The sequence below is a fragment of the Psychrobacter sp. NG27 genome (assembly GCF_016106655.1).
Lineage (GTDB): Bacteria > Pseudomonadota > Gammaproteobacteria > Pseudomonadales > Moraxellaceae > Psychrobacter.
The window spans coordinates 22,809-46,458 of record NZ_JADGIN010000007.1; the positions used below are offsets into that span (position 1 = coordinate 22,809).

Annotated in this window: 18 protein-coding genes and 1 tRNA gene; 10 read left to right on the forward strand and 9 right to left on the reverse strand. The window is 43.7% G+C overall.

The genetic code is table 11. The features are described 5' to 3' along the window. Positions 1–9 precede the first annotated feature (9 nt). From mreD to IP485_RS11035, 3 genes are all read right to left on the reverse strand, one after another. Positions 10–495 carry a rod shape-determining protein MreD gene (gene mreD / locus IP485_RS11025; protein ID WP_198327249.1) on the reverse strand — a complete coding sequence of 162 codons (486 nt, stop codon included), beginning with the start codon at positions 493–495 and terminating at the stop codon, positions 10–12. 117 nt (positions 496–612) lie between these two features. Then, positions 613–1,470 (reverse strand): rod shape-determining protein MreC, encoded by an 858-nt coding sequence (gene mreC / locus IP485_RS11030; protein WP_198327250.1) that lies wholly within the window; start codon positions 1,468–1,470, stop codon positions 613–615. A gap of 232 nt (positions 1,471–1,702) precedes the next feature. After that, entirely contained in the window at positions 1,703–2,731 is a 1,029-nt protein-coding gene (locus tag IP485_RS11035) for a rod shape-determining protein (RefSeq protein WP_194365154.1), read from the reverse strand. Between the two features lie 637 nt (positions 2,732–3,368). Here IP485_RS11035 and gatC point away from each other — a divergent pair. From gatC to IP485_RS11085, 10 genes are all read left to right on the forward strand, one after another. After that, positions 3,369–3,680 (forward strand): Asp-tRNA(Asn)/Glu-tRNA(Gln) amidotransferase subunit GatC, encoded by a 312-nt coding sequence (gatC, locus tag IP485_RS11040; protein ID WP_198327251.1) that lies wholly within the window; start codon positions 3,369–3,371, stop codon positions 3,678–3,680. Positions 3,681–3,796: 116 nt separating this feature from the next. Continuing rightward, complete coding sequence (gatA, locus tag IP485_RS11045; protein WP_198327252.1) at positions 3,797–5,293, forward strand: Asp-tRNA(Asn)/Glu-tRNA(Gln) amidotransferase subunit GatA; 1,497 nt, start codon at positions 3,797–3,799, stop codon at positions 5,291–5,293. Then, positions 5,293–6,822: an Asp-tRNA(Asn)/Glu-tRNA(Gln) amidotransferase subunit GatB gene (gene gatB / locus IP485_RS11050; protein ID WP_198327253.1), complete on the forward strand. Its 1,530-nt coding sequence runs from the start codon at positions 5,293–5,295 to the stop codon at positions 6,820–6,822. Before gatA ends, gatB begins: the two co-directional genes overlap by 1 nt. Before the next feature lie 114 nt (positions 6,823–6,936). Next, positions 6,937–7,013 (forward strand) — tRNA-Pro (locus tag IP485_RS11055). A 161-nt stretch (positions 7,014–7,174) separates the two neighbouring features. Beyond that, a complete protein-coding gene (locus IP485_RS11060; protein ID WP_198327254.1) occupies positions 7,175–8,413 on the forward strand; it encodes a tyrosine-type recombinase/integrase in 1,239 nt (412 codons plus the stop codon). Positions 8,414–8,530: 117 nt separating this feature from the next. Then, positions 8,531–9,352 (forward strand): hypothetical protein, encoded by an 822-nt coding sequence (locus tag IP485_RS11065; protein ID WP_198327255.1) that lies wholly within the window; start codon positions 8,531–8,533, stop codon positions 9,350–9,352. A 125-nt stretch (positions 9,353–9,477) separates the two neighbouring features. Continuing rightward, complete coding sequence (locus tag IP485_RS11070; RefSeq protein WP_198327256.1) at positions 9,478–9,768, forward strand: helix-turn-helix transcriptional regulator; 291 nt, start codon at positions 9,478–9,480, stop codon at positions 9,766–9,768. Positions 9,769–9,771: 3 nt separating this feature from the next. Then, complete coding sequence (locus IP485_RS11075; protein ID WP_198327257.1) at positions 9,772–10,023, forward strand: helix-turn-helix domain-containing protein; 252 nt, start codon at positions 9,772–9,774, stop codon at positions 10,021–10,023. A 267-nt stretch (positions 10,024–10,290) separates the two neighbouring features. After that, positions 10,291–10,665, forward strand: a complete 375-nt coding sequence (locus IP485_RS11080; RefSeq protein ID WP_198327258.1) for a hypothetical protein — start codon at positions 10,291–10,293, stop codon at positions 10,663–10,665. A gap of 106 nt (positions 10,666–10,771) precedes the next feature. Next, complete coding sequence (locus IP485_RS11085) at positions 10,772–13,219, forward strand: DUF927 domain-containing protein (RefSeq protein ID WP_198327259.1); 2,448 nt, start codon at positions 10,772–10,774, stop codon at positions 13,217–13,219. A 1,054-nt stretch (positions 13,220–14,273) separates the two neighbouring features. On the opposite strand, the gene IP485_RS11090 is transcribed toward IP485_RS11085, so the two are convergent. The 6 genes from IP485_RS11090 to IP485_RS11115 all read right to left on the reverse strand — a co-directional run bounded on the left by IP485_RS11090 (position 14,274) and on the right by IP485_RS11115 (position 23,525). After that, positions 14,274–15,521, reverse strand: a complete 1,248-nt coding sequence (locus tag IP485_RS11090) for a hypothetical protein (protein WP_198327260.1) — start codon at positions 15,519–15,521, stop codon at positions 14,274–14,276. Positions 15,522–15,549: 28 nt separating this feature from the next. Continuing rightward, positions 15,550–18,861 (reverse strand): type I restriction endonuclease subunit R, encoded by a 3,312-nt coding sequence (locus IP485_RS11095; RefSeq protein ID WP_198327261.1) that lies wholly within the window; start codon positions 18,859–18,861, stop codon positions 15,550–15,552. A 67-nt stretch (positions 18,862–18,928) separates the two neighbouring features. Then, positions 18,929–19,303: a hypothetical protein gene (locus IP485_RS11100; RefSeq protein WP_198327262.1), complete on the reverse strand. Its 375-nt coding sequence runs from the start codon at positions 19,301–19,303 to the stop codon at positions 18,929–18,931. Between the two features lie 13 nt (positions 19,304–19,316). Continuing rightward, positions 19,317–19,661: a hypothetical protein gene (locus tag IP485_RS11105; protein WP_198327263.1), complete on the reverse strand. Its 345-nt coding sequence runs from the start codon at positions 19,659–19,661 to the stop codon at positions 19,317–19,319. A gap of 136 nt (positions 19,662–19,797) precedes the next feature. After that, positions 19,798–21,159 carry a restriction endonuclease subunit S gene (locus tag IP485_RS11110; RefSeq protein WP_198327264.1) on the reverse strand — a complete coding sequence of 454 codons (1,362 nt, stop codon included), beginning with the start codon at positions 21,157–21,159 and terminating at the stop codon, positions 19,798–19,800. Further along, positions 21,159–23,525 (reverse strand): type I restriction-modification system subunit M, encoded by a 2,367-nt coding sequence (locus IP485_RS11115; protein ID WP_198327265.1) that lies wholly within the window; start codon positions 23,523–23,525, stop codon positions 21,159–21,161. Before IP485_RS11115 ends, IP485_RS11110 begins: the two co-directional genes overlap by 1 nt. Positions 23,526–23,650: the final 125 nt, after the last annotated feature.

The window sequence follows — 23,650 nt, forward strand, 5'->3', positions numbered from 1 at the left end:
GCTGAGTGATTAACGCGCAAACTTGCGTAAGAACAGCAATACAAGTGGCCAGCTGATGATACTGATGATCAATGAAAACGCAGATTTTGTCACAAAGATATTTTGTATAAGCATCTGTAGCATCCACAGCGTTAGCTGAAAAACGACCAATCCTAGACTGGCGATAAACCAAGCACTGCCCGTACTGAGCTGCCTGACATAGACACTCGTGATTTTGACAACCAGCGCAACCACAACAGCGGCAAAGGCTTGCTGCCCTAGGTGAGTGTCCATCAATAAATCAGCGATAAGCCCAATGGTAAATGCGGTAAAAATACCGACATAGCGTGGTTGAAACAGTAACCAAAAAATCAGCACCATAATCATGACCATAGGGCGCAGCACAGCCATACTTGGGCTGAGTGGATAGACACTGAGTGATGACGCAATAATAAAGCTCAAGGCAATCACGACAATCAATAGTCCTGTTGCATTCTCAGAATCAGGATACGACATGAGTACTTACCTTAGCGAGTGTGGTGACTGATGATTTAATTGGTTATGGATTTACAGGTATTACGATTTGGTGAGCAGATGACTCGGCATTGACCAGCGAGGCGTTATGCAATGAGATTAAGGCACAATTGATGTGTTGTCTTGCTCTAAGAGCTTGTCTTGGAGTATCAACACATAAGCATTGTCAACGAAGTTTGCCGCTGGCGTGACCTCAATGCTTCTGAAATTGTCAGCTTGCCCGTCTCTGACATGAGCGATGCGACCGACGCGGTAACCTGCTGGAATACGGCCGCCTAACCCTGAGGATACGAGCTCATCACCCACACGCACATCGGAGGTTTTAAAAACATAGTTCAAACTCAAGGATGTTGGAATACCTTCTCCTGTCACAATGGCTCGCTGACCTGTACGTTTGACTGTGACCGCAACCGACTGCTGCTCATCCGTAATCAGTAGCAAACGGCTGGTATTAGGGTAGACATTGATGATCTGACCCAAAACGCCATTTTCATCAATGACTGTTTGTCCCACTTGCACACCGTCTTGCTCGCCTTTGTTTAGCACCACAATTTGGCGGAGCAAATTGGTATCTGTACCAATGACTTGAGCCAAATTGAGATCAAACTGCTCAGGCTTGGTGGTCGATAAGATACCTTGCAGGCGGGCGTTTTGTGCCAAGATATAGTCTTGCTGTTGCAGTTTGGCATGGGCGTGAATCAGCTGCGACTTTAATTGCATGTTTTCACGGCGCAGTGCTTCTTTTGATTGCAGGCTACCACTCGCCCAGTGCTTGGCATAGCTCGGTAATAGAGACAACTCATAGATGGGCTGCATAGCGGCATGACTGGTGCTACGTATAGGATTAAACCACTCCGAGTTTTTGCTATCAAACCACATCAGTATTAAGGCTGCTATCAAGACGATGGCAGTCTTACGAAGTGATAATGCTTGGCGCGCAAAAATACTTGGGGTCATAAGGTGTCTAATTTGAAAAATCTAAAATGAGCAATAGCACTTATTTATAGCATGAGTGTTTATCGAGGACGTTGGGTTCTAGCATGGATTAATGCAATTAAAGGCAGCACAATCGGCTACCTTTAATTTTATATCTTTATAAGCGCATGATATTGCGAGCGACGAATCAATACTGCAAAATCTACAGCAATGACAAAGTCGTGATAAACAAACACCATTTAAGCGAAACTGATTAGACAAAAATCATGTTTAAGCTTTTGTTATTGATGAAATCAAGCGCAATACCACCGCCGCGGCTGACGCAGGTCAATGGGTCTTCTGCCACAGTCACTGGTAGGCCAGTCTCTTGTGAGATAAGCTTATCTAGGTCACGCAATAATGCGCCACCACCAGTCAGTACAATACCGCGCTCAGCGATGTCTGACGACAACTCTGGCGGCGTTTGCTCAAGTGCTACTTTTACAGCACTCACGATGCCACTTAATGGATCGGCCAAGGCTTTTTGCACTTCTTCTGAATTAACAGTGAATGTCTTTGGCACACCTTCTGCCATACTGCGACCACGAACTTCAACTTCTAGTTGGCTGTCTTCATTCAATGCAGAACCGACTTCTTTTTTGATGCGCTCTGCCGTCGTTTCACCGATGACACAACCGTGGGTACGGCGTACATGGGTGATAATGGCCTCATCAAACATGTCGCCACCAATGCGAATCGACTCAGCGTAGACACAGCCCGACAGTGCGATAACCGCAATCTCAGTCGTACCACCACCGATATCGACTACCATAGAACCACTGGCCTCATGAACTGGCAAGCCTGCGCCAATCGCTGCCGCCATTGGCTCTTCTAATAGCAGCACTTTACTTGCGCCCGCTGATGAGACCGCTTCACGAATCGCTTTACGCTCAACCAACGTAGACTTGCATGGTACACAAACCACCACATTGGGCTGTGCCATAAAACGCTTGGCTTTTACTTTGGCAATAAAATGCTTAAGCATTTTTTGCGTGACTTCAAAGTCCGCAATCACGCCGTCTTTTAATGGGCGAATCGCGGTGATGTTGGCAGGCGTACGACCCAGCATCTGCTTGGCATCAATACCGACAGCAGCAACGGTTGGGTTTTGAGTCCGGTTGCTTCGCAACGCGACTACCGTAGGCTCGTCAAGCACGACGCCTTTATTAGGAATAAAAATGAGGGTGTTCGCAGTACCGAGGTCGATAGCGATATTATTTGATAAAAATCCAAACAGGTTCATGACTAATATATCCAGCGTCTTACGAATGAGGCGAATGAGATTGACTAAAGTGTTACTCGTCAGTGTTTAGCAGGTCGTCGTTAGACATCAACGATCACGAAAATAACGCATCGCAACCAGTCAAACCTAAGCAATAATGATGAAATGAAAAAACTGAGCTAAATTATACCGATTTAGCTCAAAAAAAACATAGGTATTTGCATCAGTAAGTAAGGATTTTTGTCTGAGACGATAAAAGTTGTTACAAAGTTTGAAATAGTAGGGACTATCATTCAACTCAATGGAACATCATTTAATTCTATAACTAACAAGGCTCTACAAGCAGATAATGGTTTTGCTTAGTAGCAGGTGCATACTGTAACGTATTTTAGAACCTAATTGGGGCGCAATTGAAAATCAATCATGAATTATAGGGTCAGTTTTGCAAATCTGTGTGCATTTCTGCTTATTGACTGATACTTTGCACCACTAATATGTATTGGTTGATATTGTGCATCAATCAAGCGTCATGTTCTGTAAACTTGGGTCAGATGCTTTATAATAAGCCAACTCTGTAGCCAATTTTGTTTTAAGGCTCATGTATTTTCGTTTTCGCAATTAATTACTCTAACAAAAACTGTCCTTAACTGGAGAAACCATGTCTCAGCAACCAGCAACGTCTGATCATGTCAGCCGTGAAGAAATCCTAGAAGTGGCCAACCTTGCACGCTTAGGTGTCGATGAAAGTACTGCCGACAGTTATGCCGATGATATCAGTAAAGTATTAAAACTCATGCATACGCTATCCAATGTCGATACTACAGACATCAAGCCACTATCGAATATCCATGAGGCTTGCCAAGAGCTGCGTGTTGACGTGGCCGAACACAATATCAATCGCGAGCGTAATCAGTCAGTTGCCCCAGCGGTTGAAGAAGGCTTATATCTCGTACCGCAAGTAATCGAATAGCGACTTATTATACAGCCGCCTATTTTAAGTGGTCGCTTATTAAATAGCCAATGAACGCTATTGTGATCTCTCTCTCATTTTACTTTTGTTATTCACATTTTGACGGACGACACCTTATGTCTGAACTTCATCTATTAAGCACCCAGCAGCTTATTACGGGCTTACAAGACAAACAATTTAGCAGCGCGGAATTAACCGAACACTATATAAAGCGTATCGATGCGCTAGATGGCAAGATTAACAGCTTTATCACTCATACCTCTGAGACAGCACGTGCACAAGCAAAAGCGGCAGACGAGATGCGTGCACAGGGCGATCAACGTCCCCTACTCGGCGTCCCTATGGCACACAAAGACATCTTTTGTACCCAAGGCGTATTGACCACTTGCGGCTCAAAGATGCTGCATAATTTTGTCTCACCATATAACGCGACTATCGTCTCTAACATCGACAAAGCTGGCATGATTAGCTTAGGCAAGCTCAACATGGATGAGTTTGCGATGGGCTCAGACAACAGTAGCTCATACTATGGCACGGTACAAAACCCTTGGAATCTAGAGCGTGTGCCTGGTGGTTCATCAGGTGGTAGTGCTGCTGCCGTTGCCGCAGGTTTCGTTCCTGTCGCAACCGGTAGTGATACGGGTGGCTCTATTCGTCAGCCAGCTTCATTCTGCGGCCTAACGGGTATCAAACCTACTTATGGCCGAGTATCACGCTTTGGTATGATTGCTTATGCTTCAAGTTTGGATCAAGCGGGTAGCATGGGACGCAGTGCAAAAGATTGCGCTTACCTGCTACAGCCAATGATTGGACACGATCCACGCGATGCGACTTCGATCAAATATGACATGCCTGACTACGTACAAGACATCAATGATGCAGAAGCGGCAGCTGCTGACAAACCATTTTCTGGCTTGCGTATCGGTGTGGCCAAAGAATACTTCGGTACAGGACTTGATAGCGAAGTTGAACAAGCAGCACGTGCTGCTCTGAACAAATATGAAGAGCTTGGCGCGACCATTGTAGAAGTGAATATCACTGATCCTGAAATCACGCTTGCTACTTACTATATGCTAGCGCCTGCCGAAGCATCATCAAACCTATCTCGCTTCGATGGCGTACGCTTTGGCTATCGCTGTGAAAACCCAACGGATCTGATTGATCTATACACGCGCTCACGTTCTGAAGGCTTTGGCCCTGAAGTACAGCGTCGTATCTTGACCGGCACTTATGCGCTCTCGGCAGGCTACTTTGATGCTTACTATACTAAGGCACAGAAAATCCGCCGCTTGATCGTCAAAGACTTCGATGAAGCGTTTGCGAGCTGTGATGTGATTGCCAGTCCAACCGCACCAACCGCTGCTTACAAGCTCAGTGATAATCTCGACCCTGCGACCATGTACTTAGGCGATGTTTATACCATCGCGGTCAACTTAGCGGGTCTGCCTGCGCTTAGCCAACCAGTTGGTTTGACTACAGAAGGTCTACCAATTGGCTTACAATTAATCGGTAAGCATTGGCAAGAGAGTCAACTGCTCACGACCGCGCACCTGTTCCAGCAGCATACGGATCATCATCTACAGCACTCTGCCATCGCAAAGGAGACGGTATAATGAATACAGCAACTACTACTGATAACAACGCCGTCCGCGAGCACGCCGTGCGTAAAGAGCTGTTCGTTGATGGTTATGAAGTCGTCATCGGCATTGAGATTCATTGCCAGTTGAACACGGAAAGTAAAATATTCTCAAGTGCGCCGACTGACTTCGGTCACGAGCCAAACAGCCAAGCCAGCATCGTAGACTTGGGTCTGCCTGGCGTATTGCCAGTGCTAAATGCTGGCGTGGTCGATCGTGCTCTAAAATTCGGTATCGGCGTCAATGCTGAATTGGGTTTGTTCAATACGTTTGACCGCAAAAACTACTTTTACCCTGACTTGCCGAAAGGCTATCAAATCACTCAGATGGCCAATCCTATCGTGGGTGAAGGCTACATCGATGTTATAGTCAATGAAGGGGATAAGAACGAATATCCTAAACGTATGGGTATCACTCGCGCGCATTTGGAAGAAGACGCTGGTAAATCTGTCCATGATGCCGTCGATGGTATGACTGGCGTCGATCTCAACCGTGCTGGTACACCGCTGATCGAAATCGTCTCTGAACCTGATATGCGCTCGGCTCACGAAGCACTTGCCTACATCAAAGCGATTCATCAGTTGGTCACTTGGCTAGGTATCTCAGACGCTATCATGGCAGAAGGCTCATTCCGCTGCGATTGTAACGTCTCTGTGCGCAGACCAGGTGATGATCTTGGTACGCGTACCGAGCTTAAAAACTTGAACTCGTTCCGCTTTATCGAGCGCGCCATCAATCGTGAAATCGAGCGTCAAATTGACATCATTGAAGACGGTGGCAAGGTCGTTCAAGCGACGATGCTATATGATCCAGAGCGCGATGAAACTCGTGTGATGCGTACCAAAGAAGATGCCAACGACTATCGCTATTTCCCTGATCCTGACCTGCTACCTGTCCGTATCGAGCAGCATACGGTTGATGCGATTAAAGCCGCCATGCCTGAGCTACCAGTGGCTCGTCGTGCACGCTTCGAAGAAGCACTTGGTCTGTCAGAATACGATGCTCGCATCTTGACTGGTAGTCGTCAAATTGCCGATTACTTCGAAGATGTGGTCGCAGAAGTTGGTCAATCAGACGCCAAAATGGCGGGCAACTGGGTCATGGGCGATTTGCTCGGCGCACTGAACAAAGATGACAAAGAAATCACTGACTCCCCTATCAGCGCCAAGCAATTGGCTGGTATGCTAAAACGTATCAAAGACGACACGCTATCTGGCAAATTGGCTAAGAAAGTCTTTAGTGCTCTATATGAGCGTGAAGGCGGCGATGCTGATGATGCAGCCGATAAGATCATTGAAGAAAAAGGACTCAAGCAAGAAACCGACACTGGCGCTATCAAAGCCATCGTTGAAGAAGTCATTGGAAAAAATCAAGCAATGGTTGATGAGTATCGTGGTGGTAAAGAAAAAGCCTTTAATGGTCTGGTCGGTCAAGTCATGAAAGCCAGTCGCGGTAGTGCCAATCCGCAACAAGTGAACCAAATCCTAAAAGAATTATTGGGTTAAGGTAAGCTACTGGTTGGTTCAGCTGACTGTGATACGTAAATTAAGGTTATAGATTTTGGCTAAAATAAATAGCCCTTGCAATATGCCTAATTTTGCGTAAAATAGTCAGTCATTCGGGGCGTAGCGCAGTCTGGTAGCGCACTACACTGGGGGTGTAGTGGTCGCAGGTTCAAATCCTGCCGTTCCGACCAAACATAACATTAGGGCTGACCGTCAATGACCGTCAGCCCTTTGTTTTTCTGGCTTGTAGACAACCTCCTCTACATGACCCGCCGCCATAATACGTGGCTATCCATGTAAAAACGCGGTATATTCTACGGTATATTTTATTCCTTCATGGAAATATACCGTCATGTCTTTAACCGATAGCCAAATCAAACGTCTCAAGCCATCTGAGGCTTGTACACCCAGCCGACCTGACAAATATAGCGACGGTAATAACCTTCGCCTATGGGTTCGTCATACTGGTAGTAAGGTATGGGTAAGCGACTATAAATATGCAGATAAGCGCCAAAGCCTGACTATTGGCAAATACCCATCCATGGGTTTAGCCGATGCTAGACAGCGCAATCAACAGATAAAAGACTTAATAGGACAAGGTATTAATCCTAAGCAAGAAAAAAAGCGCTTGCAGTCTGATACTGACGGTTCAAAGACCTTCGATGCGATAGCTCAACGCTGGCATAAAGATCGCAAACCCCATATTGCCCCTACTACTCATAGTCGTGACTATTCACAGTACCTACGAGATATAAAGCCCGTCATCGGTCACTTAGATATAAATGATATAAACGCGCCTGATATTTTAGCTATAGGTAAATCTATAGAAGCAAGAGGTGCTACCGACATGGCGCGGCGTGCAATACGTCAAACAGGGCAGATATTCAAACAAGCAATACGTGAAGGCACAATAACTCATAATCCAGCCAACGACTTAACCGAAGCATTGCAGCCTCATAAGGTTAAACACCACAGCCGTATCACTAGCCAGCAATTACCGAAACTATTACAAGATATAGACGATTATGACGGCGACATATTAGTGAAATCAGGGTTATGGTTTTTGTGCTATACGTTTGTCAGGACGCAAGAACTTAGACATATGGAATGGTCGGAAATAGATTACAAAGCCAACGTATGGCGCATACCAGCCGACAAGATGAAGATGGACAGACCGCACTTAGTACCGCTTGCCACGCAAACAATGGCAATATTAGAAAAAATTAAAGCGCTGGGGTTTTCGGACAAGTATGTTTTCTTTAATCCATCAACCCGTAAGCCATATAGTACCAATGCTTTTATCACTGCCTTATGGCGCATGGGCTATAAGGGACGAATGACAGGTCATGGCTTCCGTGGGCTTGCCAGCACTACCCTACATGAGCAAGAGTTCATGCACGAAGCTATAGAGCTACAGCTGGCACATGAGAAAGAGAACAAGATAAGTAAAGCCTACAACGGGGCGCAACACCTACCCTATAGAACGGACATGATGTGCCAGTGGGCAAACTTTATCGACAACGCTTATGTTGGAAAAATGGATAACATGATCCGTGCAGACTTTAAACAACAAACACAAAAGCATGGCTAATATCATGCTGTAACGACCATGCAAGGCTAGGACTAATTACCCGAATGACAGCTATTCACACCCTTACGCTGTCACCGCCTTGCACCTACTTTCACTCAAGGGTGTTTGGTTGTGATTATGAGTAATGAAGCTGAAAAATTTACTATGGATGATCTTAATAAAAGTCTATATGTAACGATGAAGCTGAATCTCCGTTATCCGATAAATGAAATAGTAGCGTGGTCAATTTTTGGTGATACAACATTTCTAGAGCCTAACACACTGCTTTATTCAAACTATTCTGAGGGGATTGTAAAGAATATTTCAATCAATAAAGCACATATAGAACTAATGAACAATATTGAACAAGACATAAAAAAATATATATCTAAGAATATTCATAACGTTGACTTCTCAACAATGGATAGCGCTGATGAGAGCATCAATGATCTTTTAGATGACTTTCTTCCAAAAAAGCACAAAGAACTCGCTCTTTTATCATTTAAAAAAAATAGTATTTTTAAGGGCTATCCTATTTGGTGGGCATCTTTAGTAATAGCATATAGAGAAATGGCAATATTCGCTTTTAGTAATGAAAATTATTACGTAGCTATTCAGCTGAATGAATTTTGCAGAGAGTGTCAAGCACAGATGGTCTTTAAGAATGTTGTGTTTATTAGAGACTACGAAAAAAAGCTATCCAATAAATATAAAAAAATGGGGTCAAAAGGAGGTTCACGGAAAAGTATTAACTACAGCGAACCAAAGCGAAAAGCATTGAATTATCATGATAAATATCTTGTTGATAGGAATGATAAAGGTAAGTTTATTTACTCGAATGATAAATCAGCTAGAGAAATAATATCCTATTTTGAAAGAAAAACCGTACATCTTGGTTATACAGAACGCTCGTTATCTAACATTATAAGCAAGCATCGTAACAGGCAAACCAAAGACTAAAACACCATTTTACTAGCTAAAATGTCATTTTAGTTACTCCAATTCTGCAATTAATTCTATACCCCATAAGATGACCCATACAAGCTATTACACACCGTAGTGGCGCATAGTATGGAGTCATTAATATGACAGACCACATCAATATAGACAATCCAGTTATCGCTTTCACTGATAACACACCTAGCAGCACCGAGCCAACAACCACTCTTATTAAGCATTTGCCAACACAAGGCATGAGCCGTGCCACCCAGCTATTACCCTTTCTACCATTTGGTAGCACTACCTTATGGGCATGGTCACGTGATGGGCGCTTCCCCGCCCCTGTGAAGCTCTCACCTACTATGACAGCTTGGCACAATGATGATGTTATCGCTTGGCTGAACGACCCAACCTCTGCTATTAATAGCGAGGTGTAAGCCATGAATAACTCACCAAAAAATAAGCAACCAACTCATAGTCAGATAATAATGAGTCATATGCTGGCAGGTCAAACTTTATCAAATATGCAAGCCTATCATTTATATAGCATGACTAGCTCTCTACGTCGCATAAGTGAATTGCGTGCCGCAGGAGTTCCTATAAGAGATAAAGTAGTCAAACAGAATGGAAAGAGATTTAAACGATATTGGATAGATCAGCCGACCACTAATAATGACGAGGTGACAGTATGAGTCAATCTCTTAAAGTATTAGAATCCCATCTCCTCACACGCCATGGTCAAATGCTGTCTGTAGCGAACAACCACATTCAAGACTATTCCAACGATTGTGACAGGCTAGCCGATACACTGAATCTCATTAAAGTTGATAATCCAGAATCAAAGGCTGTAATAGTAGCTATAAGATCTGCCTTATTCGTTATCAGCGAACACGCCAGCGACTTAAGCGCGGAGATCATAGTACAGCTTATCTCACGACCTGCAGTGGAGGAGTCAAACCATGAGTAGCAATGACTATAAAAATAAGCTAGAAGCTCTCAGCAACTTACCTGATAATACCTTGTCTATCGGTCAAAATAGCCAGCGTGAAATAATCGATACAACTACCGACAACGATACAGAGGTCGTTGTGATATCAGCACACGATCTATCAGATATTGCCTGTGACATTGAAGGCGTGGTCACTGTATTGAATGATATTGGGCATCTGCTAGCCCTTGTTCACTATGCCAAGATACCACCACATACCGTTGTAACCATGTCACGTTTAACAAATGACTCTGTCAATACATGGATAAAACTATTAAATGCAAGATTAGAGAAAATCAATCAAACCTTAGCATTGACTCGTTACAGCAAGGAGGTAGCACAGTGAAAAGCTACCCACCAAAGCAAAGCCGTAAGTATTCCAAGCGTAAGAGCTACTACAAGAAATATCAAGCTACACGTCAGCCGAATCAGTCGCCAGCAAGGGGGACTAGATGACCACCACACCACAAACGATAGACAATAAAAAAGCCCATGCGGACAACATGGGCGCTAATACTCTCTTACAAGGTTGCAAGCCAGCGACTGAGGAACAACTGGCAAACGATCCATTCTTAACCAAGCTATGCAGCATGATAGAACCTGAACGGCTGCTATTTTCTACAGACGACACTACTATATATTATGGTGAACAAATTGGCAAAACCGAAGCGACAGCTGGCACGATAGCACTAGCAATCACCGACAAACAAGGCGATACAGTAGGCGCAGTATTCTACACACCAAACAGCAAAGCAAAGCCCATTGTCATTGATCCTACAGGATATGGCGCTATCGTCATTGGTGAGCCAAACAAAGCCAATGAGGTGATAGCCTTTAATGACCTTGATAGCGGTATTGATGTTTATATGCACCTGATGGGTAGTGATAAGACGATCATCATTAGCCCTCAAAAAACAAAGCAATGCCTTAAAAAGATGGTGCAGCACTGGAGCAGCGGTTCACTTGTTACCGTACCGATGACACTTGATGACAAGGGCATGATGAACCAGTTGGCAGGTGTGAGGGCGCAAGCATTGGTTACTGTGGCTCATATCGTCACTATGCTACAAGATGACAGCTATGAAGCCATACTGGCAGCTGATGACACCCAGCTAATCAATTTACAAGATACTGCCTATTATCCTGAATGGCGCGATGATCCACAGCTCAATGAACCGATGACCTACAGTGATGGGCGTTTTGAGCTTTACCACGATGGGCTATTTTTCGTGAAGTATAACGATGATGACCCATCAAACATTACTTTTAAGTTTAAGGCGTTTGTGTGTTCACCCATTGAGATTATCGCTAAGACACGGGACATAAGCAGCGGTACATGGGGGCGGTTATTACAGTGGCGTGATGATGATAACGAGCTGCATAAATGGGCAATGCCGTTATCTTTATTGCAAGGTGATGCCCGTGAATACCGCAAAGAATTAGCCAGTCAAGGCTTGAACATTACTACCAACCCCAAACAGCGCAGCTACTTAGACGCTTACTTACAAGATTATCCAATCTACAAACGCGCGCGGTGTGTCGATAGACTAGGCTGGGACGGTGAGCAATATATCTTACCTAATGGCGCTATCGGTGGTGATGGTAAAGAACTTATTGTCTATCAGTCTGCAAATAGCATTAACAGCACCCTAGCCCAGCAAGGGACATTAGCCCAATGGCGTGATGAGTTATGCAGACCACTAGCAGAGCAAAGCCGTTTTGTTTTCTCTATTGCTTGCGCATTTGCTGGTCAATTACTCGCGCTATTAGAATCTGACGGGGGTGGTTTTCACCTTTTAGGCTCATCAAGCATGGGTAAATCTTTATCGCTTAAGTTGGCTGCTAGTGTATGGGGTAATCCTGATAAGTATGTTAAGACATGGCGCAGCACTGATAACGCACTTGAGGGCACAGCAAGCGAGCATAACGATAGCTTCTTGCCTCTCGATGAGATGAGCGAATGTGCCCCCAAAATAGTAGGAAAAGCCGTTTATATGCTAGGTAATGGTCAAGGTAAAGGACGTAGCACGACTACAGGACACAACCGCATAGCCAAAGAATGGCGCATTATTTTTTTATCCAATGGTGAAGAGTCGCTGCAAAACATCATGGCGCAAGCAGGACAGAAAACCAATGCAGGTATTGAGGTTCGGGTAGCACATATAGATGCTGATGCTGGCAAAGGCTTAAAGACGTTTGATAGTTTGGTATTGGCACCCACGGGCTCAGCCCAAGCCGATACGATCAACGAGCTATCACACGCTTATCATGGTGTGGCTGGCATAGCATGGCTTGAACATATCACCACTGATAAGGCAGCGACCACAGCCACCGCTAAGCAGCTTGTAACAGACTTTGTGAGTAAGTATAGCGACCTTGCTCCACAAGCGCATAGAGTGGCTAAACGATTCGCTATTGTGGCTGCCGCTGGCGAGATGGCAACTCAGGCAGACATCACAGGCTGGCAAGTAGGGCAAGCAACCACAGCCGTGACGACGTGCTTAGATAATTGGCTTGATAACTATGGGCGTGATGGTGAGCATGAGCAGCGCCAAATCATCAAACATATTCAGTCGTTTATTGAACAGCATGGATCAAGTCGCTTTCAGGCTTGTTTCCAGACCACCAGCACCCGCCCCAACTTTGAGGAAAGAACACCCAACCGTGTGGGCTATCGCAACGAGGACACAGGGGACTATTATTTTTCTAAAGAAACTTTCAACAGCGTATGTGCGCCATTTAGTAAAAGAAAAGTATTGCAGGTGTTAGATGAAGCGGGCTTGTTACTTTCAAATCAGGGTGACCGTAAAATTTATAAAACCCCTAATACTCTATTTAGTGGCAAGGTTCGCCCGTCTGTTTACGCGGTTACTGCTAACATACTTTGTTGTGAACCTTAAAAACCGATGGGACAAGCGGGACAGACGGGACAGCCATTACACAGTAAGGGGTATAGCTGTCCCGAAAGCAAAAACGGAAACGGGATAAACGGGACAGGGTGTTATATTGTAACAATCCCGTCCCGTTCTGTCCCGTAGTAAAAAACATAAACGGGACGGCTGAAAGCTAATGACTTTGGGGGCTGTCCCGCTTGTCCCGTCTGTCCCATACAAAAACTAGGTTACAGCAAAAATAATCAAAGGTAGGCGTTTATCGTCTGCCTTTTTTACTGTTTGTACTCTAATGGTATTAGTGAAAAATATTGGAAGCAAAAATAGCATAAACATAAAAAATTGGAAGCAAAAAGACCCTAAAATAAACTGCTTCCAACATAAAAAAACCACGCTTAGACCAATCATATAGGGCAGTTTGGCTTGGAAGCAAAAAATCTTGTGGAAGCAAAAAAAATCATAGAAATGGAAGCAGTTTCATTTGATAATTATGTCGATATTACGCCAACTAGCCAGCATGTCCGTACTATTAATCTTGCTGTGAAGTGACATTATTCGCTACAAAATATTGGAACCAAAACAGCCAAATTATAGAAATTTGGAACCAAAACACGACTGTTTTCTCTTTGGTTCCAACATAAAAAACCACTCTTAGCCCAGTCATGGAAAGTGATTCAGCTCGGAACCAGAAATAATTTTGGAACCAAAAAAAATCTGGAAAAATGGAACTACTTTGGTACGATTAGAGCGAGAAAACGCCTCTTAAACCAATTTATTTTAAGCTACAACCAATAATTAAATGACCTGTACACTTCTGACTAAAAAAAGCACTTTCGGGGGAGATTCAACTTTTATTAACCGTTAATATATTGGTTATAGGCAGTAAGCAACTGGCTATATGAAATCAACTGAACCTTTAATGGAGTAACAACTATGAAAGTTTATATGAATAATGGCGGTCAAGGTGCAGGCTGGCCGAGCACAACAGGCAACCCATCAGGTGGTGGTCGCGATAATAATCCATCAGGAAAATAGGTAGTTAGCTGATAATTACCAGCTATATTCAAGCCACATGTTCAATACGTGTGGCTTGCTTCTTTAAATAATCCGGCCATTCGACCCGTGGATTGTTTACATGCTCACTGATCATCTTCTCGTACTTAGCCGTCATTGATTCCCACAATCCATAATACTCATCACAGATAAAACAATGTTGCTCTTTGGTCTGCTTGTTGAGCTTATCCGTGTGCTCATAAATACTTTGAAAGAAAGCATATATGAACCAGGTCATGCCTTCAGCAGTAGGAGGAAGTCCACCAAATTCATTTATATTTTCAGTTTTTATATATCTAACAAACGATTTCTGAAAATTAACTAATGCTTTGTCAGGCTCATCTTCTAGAGATTCTTCCATACCCAACAACCAATAGAACTCTTCAAGACTAATCCAGTTTCTCTTACTATCACGTTCGCTTTTTATATCTAAAAAGCTATACAGCTGACCATCCTCATCATCCGTTCTCCAATTAATCTCATTTCGAAGACCATAAAGGCTTTTCGGCATCTCCTTGGGTTTTGGGTTTTTACAGTCTTCTTCAGTTTTCTCGTTACTATAGAAGTAAAGGTCTGTTAGTAAAAAATGTATGAATGAACGTGAGGTACAAGTGAACGGACTGCCATTTTTGTTAGTTAGCTTATATTTTTTGGTCGTTGTGTCATATTTCCACTTATCTGGATTTAGTTTATGCATAAACAACCAGCCCAAACTAATCGGCTTAATATCTTTTGAATAAAAAGCTGCATGAACTAGAGCATCAAGATTAGCGATAAAACTAAGCACTATAAATGAATAGAAATTCCCTACTGGCATGCTTGTATTAAGCACCTCATCTTCATAGTTAAAAGTCTTAAATAAGTAAGTCTTAAAATTTGTAATAAGCTTACTATTAAATTTCTGACTCAAACAGTCATCTACAATTCTAGCATGCTCAAGTAAGTGAGTTGATTTTTCAGCACCGAACGTACGTACCAATGACTCATAAGGATGTTTAGATAGCCCCCCTTCCTCTAAGTTTATATCTTCTGGTTTAATGCTTCCTTTTTCCTGCGTCGTAGCTATATTATCAAATATATCTGCGATCTGTACTCTCTGCTTTCTAGGTATTTTAGACAGCCCTTTTGTCAGCTTTCTCATTAAACCTTTGCCTTCAGGCATACCTTTCTTCAAAAAAAGCAAGGACGGGAACATACTGAAGTTATAACGCAACTTCTCGTCTTCAGTATCACAAAGTTTAATATTCTTATCTGTCATGCTATGTACCTCTTACCTTCTGTATAACCTATCCTGAAACCTCAGCACCCAGCTTCGTATCAAGCATCAATCGAATAAACTGCTTAAACTGATTCGGGTTAGACAGTAGATGCATGGTCATGTCTTCAAATGTACCCTTGGCATCAAACATAGCGTCCTCGGCAGCGTTTGGATAACCGCCCAGCATAATCTGATCAACACTGTTATTGGTGAACTGTTTGACCACGATCTCGTTCTCAGTAACTTTATCCCAAATGGTATTCATAAAATTCACTTTGTCCTTATCGGTAAAGTCCTCACCAGCAAAAACTTCATTCAACCGTTCAATAATCTGCGACAACATTGCTTCTTGTTTATCTTTGGGCGTGGCCGTGCCCGCTCCACTGCCGCCATCTAGTTGATACTCAGACTTGCCCTCTTGTAGCTTTAAGTCCTGCTGATGCAGCTTTGAGACACGGTAATGACTCATGACGATGTTACTTAGATCAACGTCATCTTCATTGTCCACGCTTTCACGTAGTAGTGGCTGTAGGTTACGCGCGTATAGGCTCAGTTTCTCTAACTCTTTGTCGTCATAGTCCACGATTTGCGACATAAACTCATACTGGCGGGTAAAGGTGCCTAAGTCCTTTTTGAATATTTCCAGCGCGTCTTGATCGGCCTTAAAACCTTTGTAGTCATTCTCAGCATTGGTCATCAGTACTACATCGCCCGTCGCTTTGGTACGCTCTAACATCACTTTGGAGTGCTGGGCTTGCTCACGTGCCAGCTTGTACTTCTTTTGCCAACGTTCAACCGCTGGCTTGCAGATATTACTAATGGCAGCGTTAGACTTGTTCTTACTATAAAACGCCTCAACGAATTGTTCTACCTCATGCCATAAAAAAATACCGCTGGCACGCAATCTTTCACAAAGGTCAAATATCTTATCAGGGTCAGACACATCCGCTAAAGTTGCGGTCTCATAGTATGGTTGGAAGGCTTCCAGAATATCGTCAGGATCATTAAAGAAATCGAGCACAAACGTACCGCTCTCTGCCTTGCCTTTATAGGTACGGTTCAGCCGTGAGAGTGTCTGTACGCAGTCCACGCCCGTCAGTTTCTTATCCACGTACATGGCGCACAGTTTGGGCTGGTCAAAGCCTGTCTGGAACTTATTAGCCACTAGCATCACTTGATAGTCATCACTGTCAAAGGCTTTACGCATATCACGACCTTTAAGCCCAATATTCATATTATGCTCGGTGAACTTTTCACCAAGTAGTGCACCGCTGTCAGGGTCATTGTCATTAAAGGTGACTTCCCCTGAGAACGCGACCATAGCATTGATACCGCGGTAACTGTTATCACTGATATATTTATCAAAAGCCAGTTTATAGCGTACTGCTTCTTTACGGGAGCCTGTCACGACCATCGCTTTGGCTTGTCCGCCGAGTAAGCCTTTGATGTTGTCATTAAAGTGCTCAATGATGATCTTAACTTTTTGGGCGATATTGTGCTCATGCAAGCGCACCCAGCTATTGAGCTTAATCTTGGCGCGGCGGGCATCGACTTCACCGTCATCGCTAGCCAGCTTTTGGGTAAGCTGATACATCACTTTGTAGTTGGTGTAGTTCTTGAGCACATCTAAGATGAAGCCTTCTTCAATGGCTTGGCGCATGGAATAGACATGATAAGCGGCTGGCAGGTTATCGCTGGCAGCTGGCAAGTCGGGATTAGGTAGACGTCCAAACAGTTCGATGGTTTTCGGTTTAGGTGTGGCAGTAAAGGCGTAATAGCTTAAATTCGGACTGCTACGACGTGCGGCTAACGTGGCATCTAATATGTCTTCGCTAGATAGCGGCGCGTCATTCTCGGCAGCATTATCAGAAGTACCGCCTTGCTTACTCTCTATATCACCTGAGACCAACACTTCTTTAAGCTGGCGTGCGGTAGAGCCTGTCTGTGAGGAATGGGCTTCATCGGCAATGATGGCATAGCGGCGCGACTTGAGCACACTTGAGTCTTCAATCGCTTTTAGTACAAACGGGAAGGTTTGAATGGTGACGATAATGATCGGCTGTGAGTTGACCAATGCTTCGGCAAGCTGTTCAGACTTTGAGCCATCGCTCTCTTTCCTATTGATCTTACCAACCACGCCATCGGCATGTTCAAACTGATAGATGGTGTCCTGCAATTGGTCATCAAGCACTGTACGGTCGGTGATGACAATAACGGAGTGAAATTGCTTATCGCCATCGCTGTTGTACAAGGTGGATAGCTGATGGGCAGTCCATGCAATAGAGTTAGATTTGCCTGAACCTGCACTATGCTGAATGAGGTACTTTTGACCAGCTCCCTCAGACACAGCAGCATTAACCAACTTGGTCACCACATCCCACTGATGATAGCGTGGGAACATCATAGTCTCTTTTTTAGACTTTCGGCCAATCGCGTCTTCTTCCTCGTCTATCTGCAAGTGCATAAAGTGGCCGAGAATAGCCAATAGATTGTCTGGCGTGAGCACTTCATTCCATAGATAATCGGTGGCATAGCGGCTGATATCGTCAGGCGTATCATTACCCGCACCGCCGTCACTGGTACCTTTGTTAAACGGCAAGAAATAAGTACTGCCACCTGCCAGCCTAGTGGTCATATAAATTTCATACTGACTGACAGCAAAATGTACCAATGCACCACGCTTAAACGTCAGCAGCGGCTCAGGTTTCTTAGTATCAGGGTCTTTAGGTAGGCGTGTCTTCTTATACTGAGTAATAGCATTTTGTACCGCTTGCTTAAATTCCGACTTTAGCTCCATCGTTGTGACGGGCAAGCCATTGACGAATAGCACCACATCGATACGATTACGCTTAGCGACCTTGCCGCCTGTTTCGCCTTTTGGACTGTCTTTTATACTAGTATGAGAGCTATACACCACCTCAGGAACCACACGGCAAATATTGGCCTCATAGCGTGCCATAGTCTCAGGGTTGAGGCTGTGCTCAGGTTTGAACTGGCATAAAGAGAAACGTGCGTTGCGAATCTTGAGACCATGACGCAGTACGCCCAATGTGCCATAGGTGCGCGATACTCTATCGGTAGCTTGCGCGTCTGCCTTATTAAGCTGCTTCACCAATGCGGTGATAAAGTGGCGCTCTGAGTCGATAGGAAAGATGCGGCAGAACTTCTCCCATTCCTTTGGTTGGGTGATCTGTACAAAGTCTAGCGCGTCTTGCTCATATAGTGCGGTCTCTGCCTGATAGCCGCTGGCATGACCTACTTGCCAGCCTTGCGCTTGCATCTGCTCGATGATGTCGGCTTGGAAGACAGATTCGTAGGTGACGTTGTGCGCGTTGGTCATGTTGAGTCCGTTTAGGTTTATTGTTTTTAGATAACTCTTATTTCCCAGTTTATACACTACAATCTATCTACCTACTTGAATCTTCTGTATTGTCTGACTTATTCAATAATTCCTGAAGCTCACTTATACCGTCGTTAGAGTGTACAGCCTCATACTGACTCAAAACTTGCTCATATTCGTCTTTATCAAGTAAACGATCTTCAAGTTTTTCTTCGAGAAATGCGAATAATAGTTGTTTTTCTACTTGTTCAAGTTCGGGGTCTTTTTCAATTCTTTTGATATAGCGTTGAGCTCTCTTATAATATCTAGTTACTTTACTATCATTGTTAACGTAACCTACTACATAAGTTTGATAATAATAAAAGACCACAGCTAAAGGTAATACTATTACAACTGCCCAACCTAATAGCTTTAGCGCACCTGTTGAAAATAGTTTTTGCATCGTCCAGCCTTTATTAATCATTAGTAGGAATGTTAGCGACATTGATCTCTTCAAGTAGTCTATCTATCTCATTCAGCTCTGTATTAACCATATCCAAATTATATAGTTCTTGCGAGCGCAGGATGATCTGCTCATACTCCCAACGGCTAAAAACCCCATCTTTTAAAGCTTTATCAACATAGTCAAGAAATTCTGACTTATCAATACTATTGGATAAAGATTTTACTCTCAGTACAACTGAAGCAACGACATTATAAGCAGAGCCATTTCTTATTTCCTGAGGCTGGCTAACGAAATAAAAAGCAAAAGCTCCAATAGAGAACTCTATCAAAAGCATTGCGATTAAAACTTTAGTCATTATTTTCAATAGAATGGCTCCAAGTGATTAGTAGTTACAAAGTAATGATACTTAATAATAAATTGAATAGATTTCGTTTATAAAATTTAGAGACGAGATTTTGATCATAACTCTGTGTATTCCGCACTGTTTTACTCTAAATAACAGCCGCCCGCCAGCCCCGTACATCAATCTTGCCTGTAACAGCAGCAGAAATTAAAGCAGTACGGCGTTCTTGCATAAGTTGGATGGCTTGTTCTGCTTGACTCATTAAAGTTTCAAACTTTTCAAGTTTGTTATCGATATATGATGCGATATTTTCTTGTTCTTTTTCAGGTGGGTAAGCAATATTCAACTCTCTAATATCTTCTAAACTAAGTTGTATTTTTGTCCCACCGTAACCAGACCCAACAAACTGCTCTTTAGCTGAGTCAGAAAGGATAAAGTAAGCAAGCCATCGCGCAGATTTGACAGATGAATTAGGTCGGCATAATGAGACATGCTGGCTAACAAAACCTCCAGCTATTGAATCATTCGCCACACAAACAGAGCCTAAATCAGCCGTAATTGAAATTAGTAAGTCATTTAATTCGATTTTAGATCGTTCACCTTCAGCACCAGATGGAGGATTAACATTTTTAATAGACTCTAATTTAGGCTCAATAGTATCTCTAGTTAAGTTGGTAATTCTAAAAAATAACTTACCTTCATCTGAATAATACTCAGCCCACCCCCGAGATCCACTCGTGACAAATTCAAGCAAATGCTTATTCTTTTTGACCGCCCAATGCTCAGGCACTTCCCCTAACCATTCCACACCCGAATCTTTCATCGGTGCGTCAGAGTTTAAGCCTTTGGTCACCGCATGACTAATCACGGCTTGGCGCTTTTCTTTTAACAGTTGGATAAGGGTTTGCTGTTTTTCGATTAGGGTATCGATTTGGGCGGTTTCATGGTCGAGAAATTTGGCGATTTGGGTTTGCTCAATTAGCGGTGGTGAAGCGTAAGAAAAATTTACGAATGTATCTTGATACAAATGTACTATCGTACTGCCAGTTTTAAAATAGTCGAAAAACTTTTTAAAAACAGTTGATTCTAACAACCAAAAATAAAATTCCGTTGTAAAACCATTGCTTAAAGGACGGACAACAAACACACCGCTATTAAGAGTGGCTTTTTCATCTACTCCCAGCCCTTGAACCAATGCTATTTTGCCAATAGTTCCATCCTTAGTAAGAAGAAGATCGCCATTTTGCAGTTGGATGTATGGGTCTTGCTCATAACGAGCTAAATCACAGTGATAACAATCCTTCCAAGAAATTATAGAGCTTTTAAAATCGCTACCAGTTACTAGATATGGACCAACATCCGTAAAATCGTCTGTCTTTAGTCCATGCCAGCCAACTCTAGCCTTGACATAAGCCTCATACTTAACTTTGGTAAGATTCCAGTGTGACGGATATTCTTTAACCCACATCAATCCAGAATCTAAGTATTCACTATATTTATCTTGTAGCATTACGAATGCACCTCGCCTAATAACTGCATAATCTCAGTGCTCACCGCATCTAAGTCTGCATCAATCTCAGCTAGCGGACGTGGGGGCTCATACACATAGAAGTGACGGTTAAACGGTATCTCAAAGCCGACAATACCAACCTCTTCATCGATGGCATCAGTCTTATCGCCATTGATCCACGCATCAGGCACATGCGGCTGCACCTCACGGGCGAAGTAGCTTTCAATCAACTCAGTGGTGGTCACTTCAGGATTAAGCGGCACATTTTCATAATCACGTAGGTCACTGTCGGTTTGGAACTCGACTATTTTGGCTGGCTTGTCTGCTTTTTGATTACTAGCGGTAGGCTTATAGCTAAACGCGCCATAGAGTGGACTTTCAACCTTGATCGCTTTTTTGATAACGGGTTCTGCTTCAGGATTTTTCCAAGTGATGGCATCCATCAGCTGCTTTTTCTCTTTGGCGTCCAAATTCACATCAGCGTCTTTTAGCGCTTGCTTAAGCACTTTTTCAAACTCATTGAAGTCATCGAATTGGTGTTCACCGATAGCCGTTTGCAAGGCTTTGGCTTTATTCATAATCTCAAGCTGATCTTGCCAGAGCTTGGCATCAAGCACGTCTTTGATTTGCTTTTCTTTTAGCTCGGAGAAGTCCGACTTAATCATTGCACGAGCTTCTAACGTGACCGCTAATAAGTCGCCATAGCTGTCAGCCGTCCACTCACTACCAAATGCCTCATATAGCGCTGGCATGACCATATCAAACGGTTTAGAAGCATAGCGCAAGGTTTCGATAGCATCATCAGATAACTGAGCAGATAGACGTAGCGGACGCTCAATGGTGATACGGCGATAGCCAAACTCATAGGTGGCAAATATCTTACTGGCAAAGGTTTTAGCAGGCTCAGCTTTAGGATTGGCAGACTGACGGCCACGGTTAGACTTCACCTCTTCTGGCTTATCTAGCACACGCGCATCCACCACTTCAAAGTCACCAAAGCTACGGATAATGGTCTTGATATCATCATCGCTCATCTCATTACGCTTAGAGCCAAGTGATTTACGCATTTTGCCGTATAGGTTACTGCCATCGATCAATTGCACATGGCCTTTACGCTCAGGCGCTTTCTTATTGCTTAATACCCATACATAAGTAGCGATACCCGTGTTGTAAAACATATCGGTAGGCAGGGCGATAATGGCCTCTAGTAAATCAGCCTCTAAGATATAACGGCGAATCTCACTCTCGCCACTTCCTGCGCCGCCTGTGAATAGCGGTGACCCATTTAAGATAATACCGATACGGCTGCCTTGATTGCTGCTGTTATCTGCATCTTTGGCATTATCAGTAATCGGACGCATCTTGCTAATCAAATGCATCAGGAACAATAGCGAACCATCAGACACGCGCGGCAAACCAGCCCCAAAGCGACCGTCAAAGCCTTTTTGCTCGTGCTCGTCTTTAATCTCACCTGATATCTTTTTCCAATCTACCCCAAACGGCGGATTAGACAGCATGTAGTCAAACTTCTCAGCGACCAGCTGATCGCTAGACAAGGTATTGCCCAGCTTAATGTTATTCACCTCTTGCCCTTTGATCAGCATATCGGCTTTACAGATGGCATAAGACTCAGGGTTTAGCTCTTGCCCATAGGTACGCATGACCGCATCAGGGTTCAGCTCTAGCACGTACTCCATACCAGATGATAGGAAGCCGCCTGTACCTGCTGTCGGGTCATAAATGGTGCGAATAATGCCGTCTTTGGTCAGCGCGTCATCATCTTCCATAAATACCAGTGAAGTAGTCAGGCGCACGATATCGCGAGGGGTAAAATGCTCACCAGCAGTTTCGTTTGAGCTTTCAGCAAAGCGGCGGATCAGCTCTTCAAACACAAAGCCCATTTCATGGTTAGAGATAGCCTCAGGGCTAAGATCCGTAGTGGCGAACTTCTGCACCACTTTATACAGTAAGTTGGCATCGGCCAGTTGCCCGACAAACTCTTCAAACTTAAAGTGCTCGAATATCTCGCGCGCGTCTTTAGAGAAAGATTGCACGTAAGTATTGAGGTTATCTTTGATGTCGCTTTGACCCATTTTACTTAGATCCATGGGCGAGGTATTGTAGAACGGTCGCTTGCTGGCACGAATGATAAACTTCTCTTGCGCTTCCTCTGGTAGACCCATATCAGCGATACGTTGGCTCTCAACAACCACAGCAGCTTTGGTCTCTGATAATACGCACTCTAGGCGGCGCAGTAGTGTGAATGGCAAAATGATGCGGCCGTATTGAGATTGCTTAAAGTCACCGCGCAATAGGTCAGCGACAGACCAGATGAAAGCCGCTGTTTGAGAGAAGTTTTTGGTCATGGAATTGTCTTATTGTTTGTTGGGCAAGGTTGAATGCTTGGGATTATATGACAGGCTTAAAATCAGACTACACGTGCTGCGATGGAATACATCGACTTATGACGGCTTATAAAGTTTATTGTATG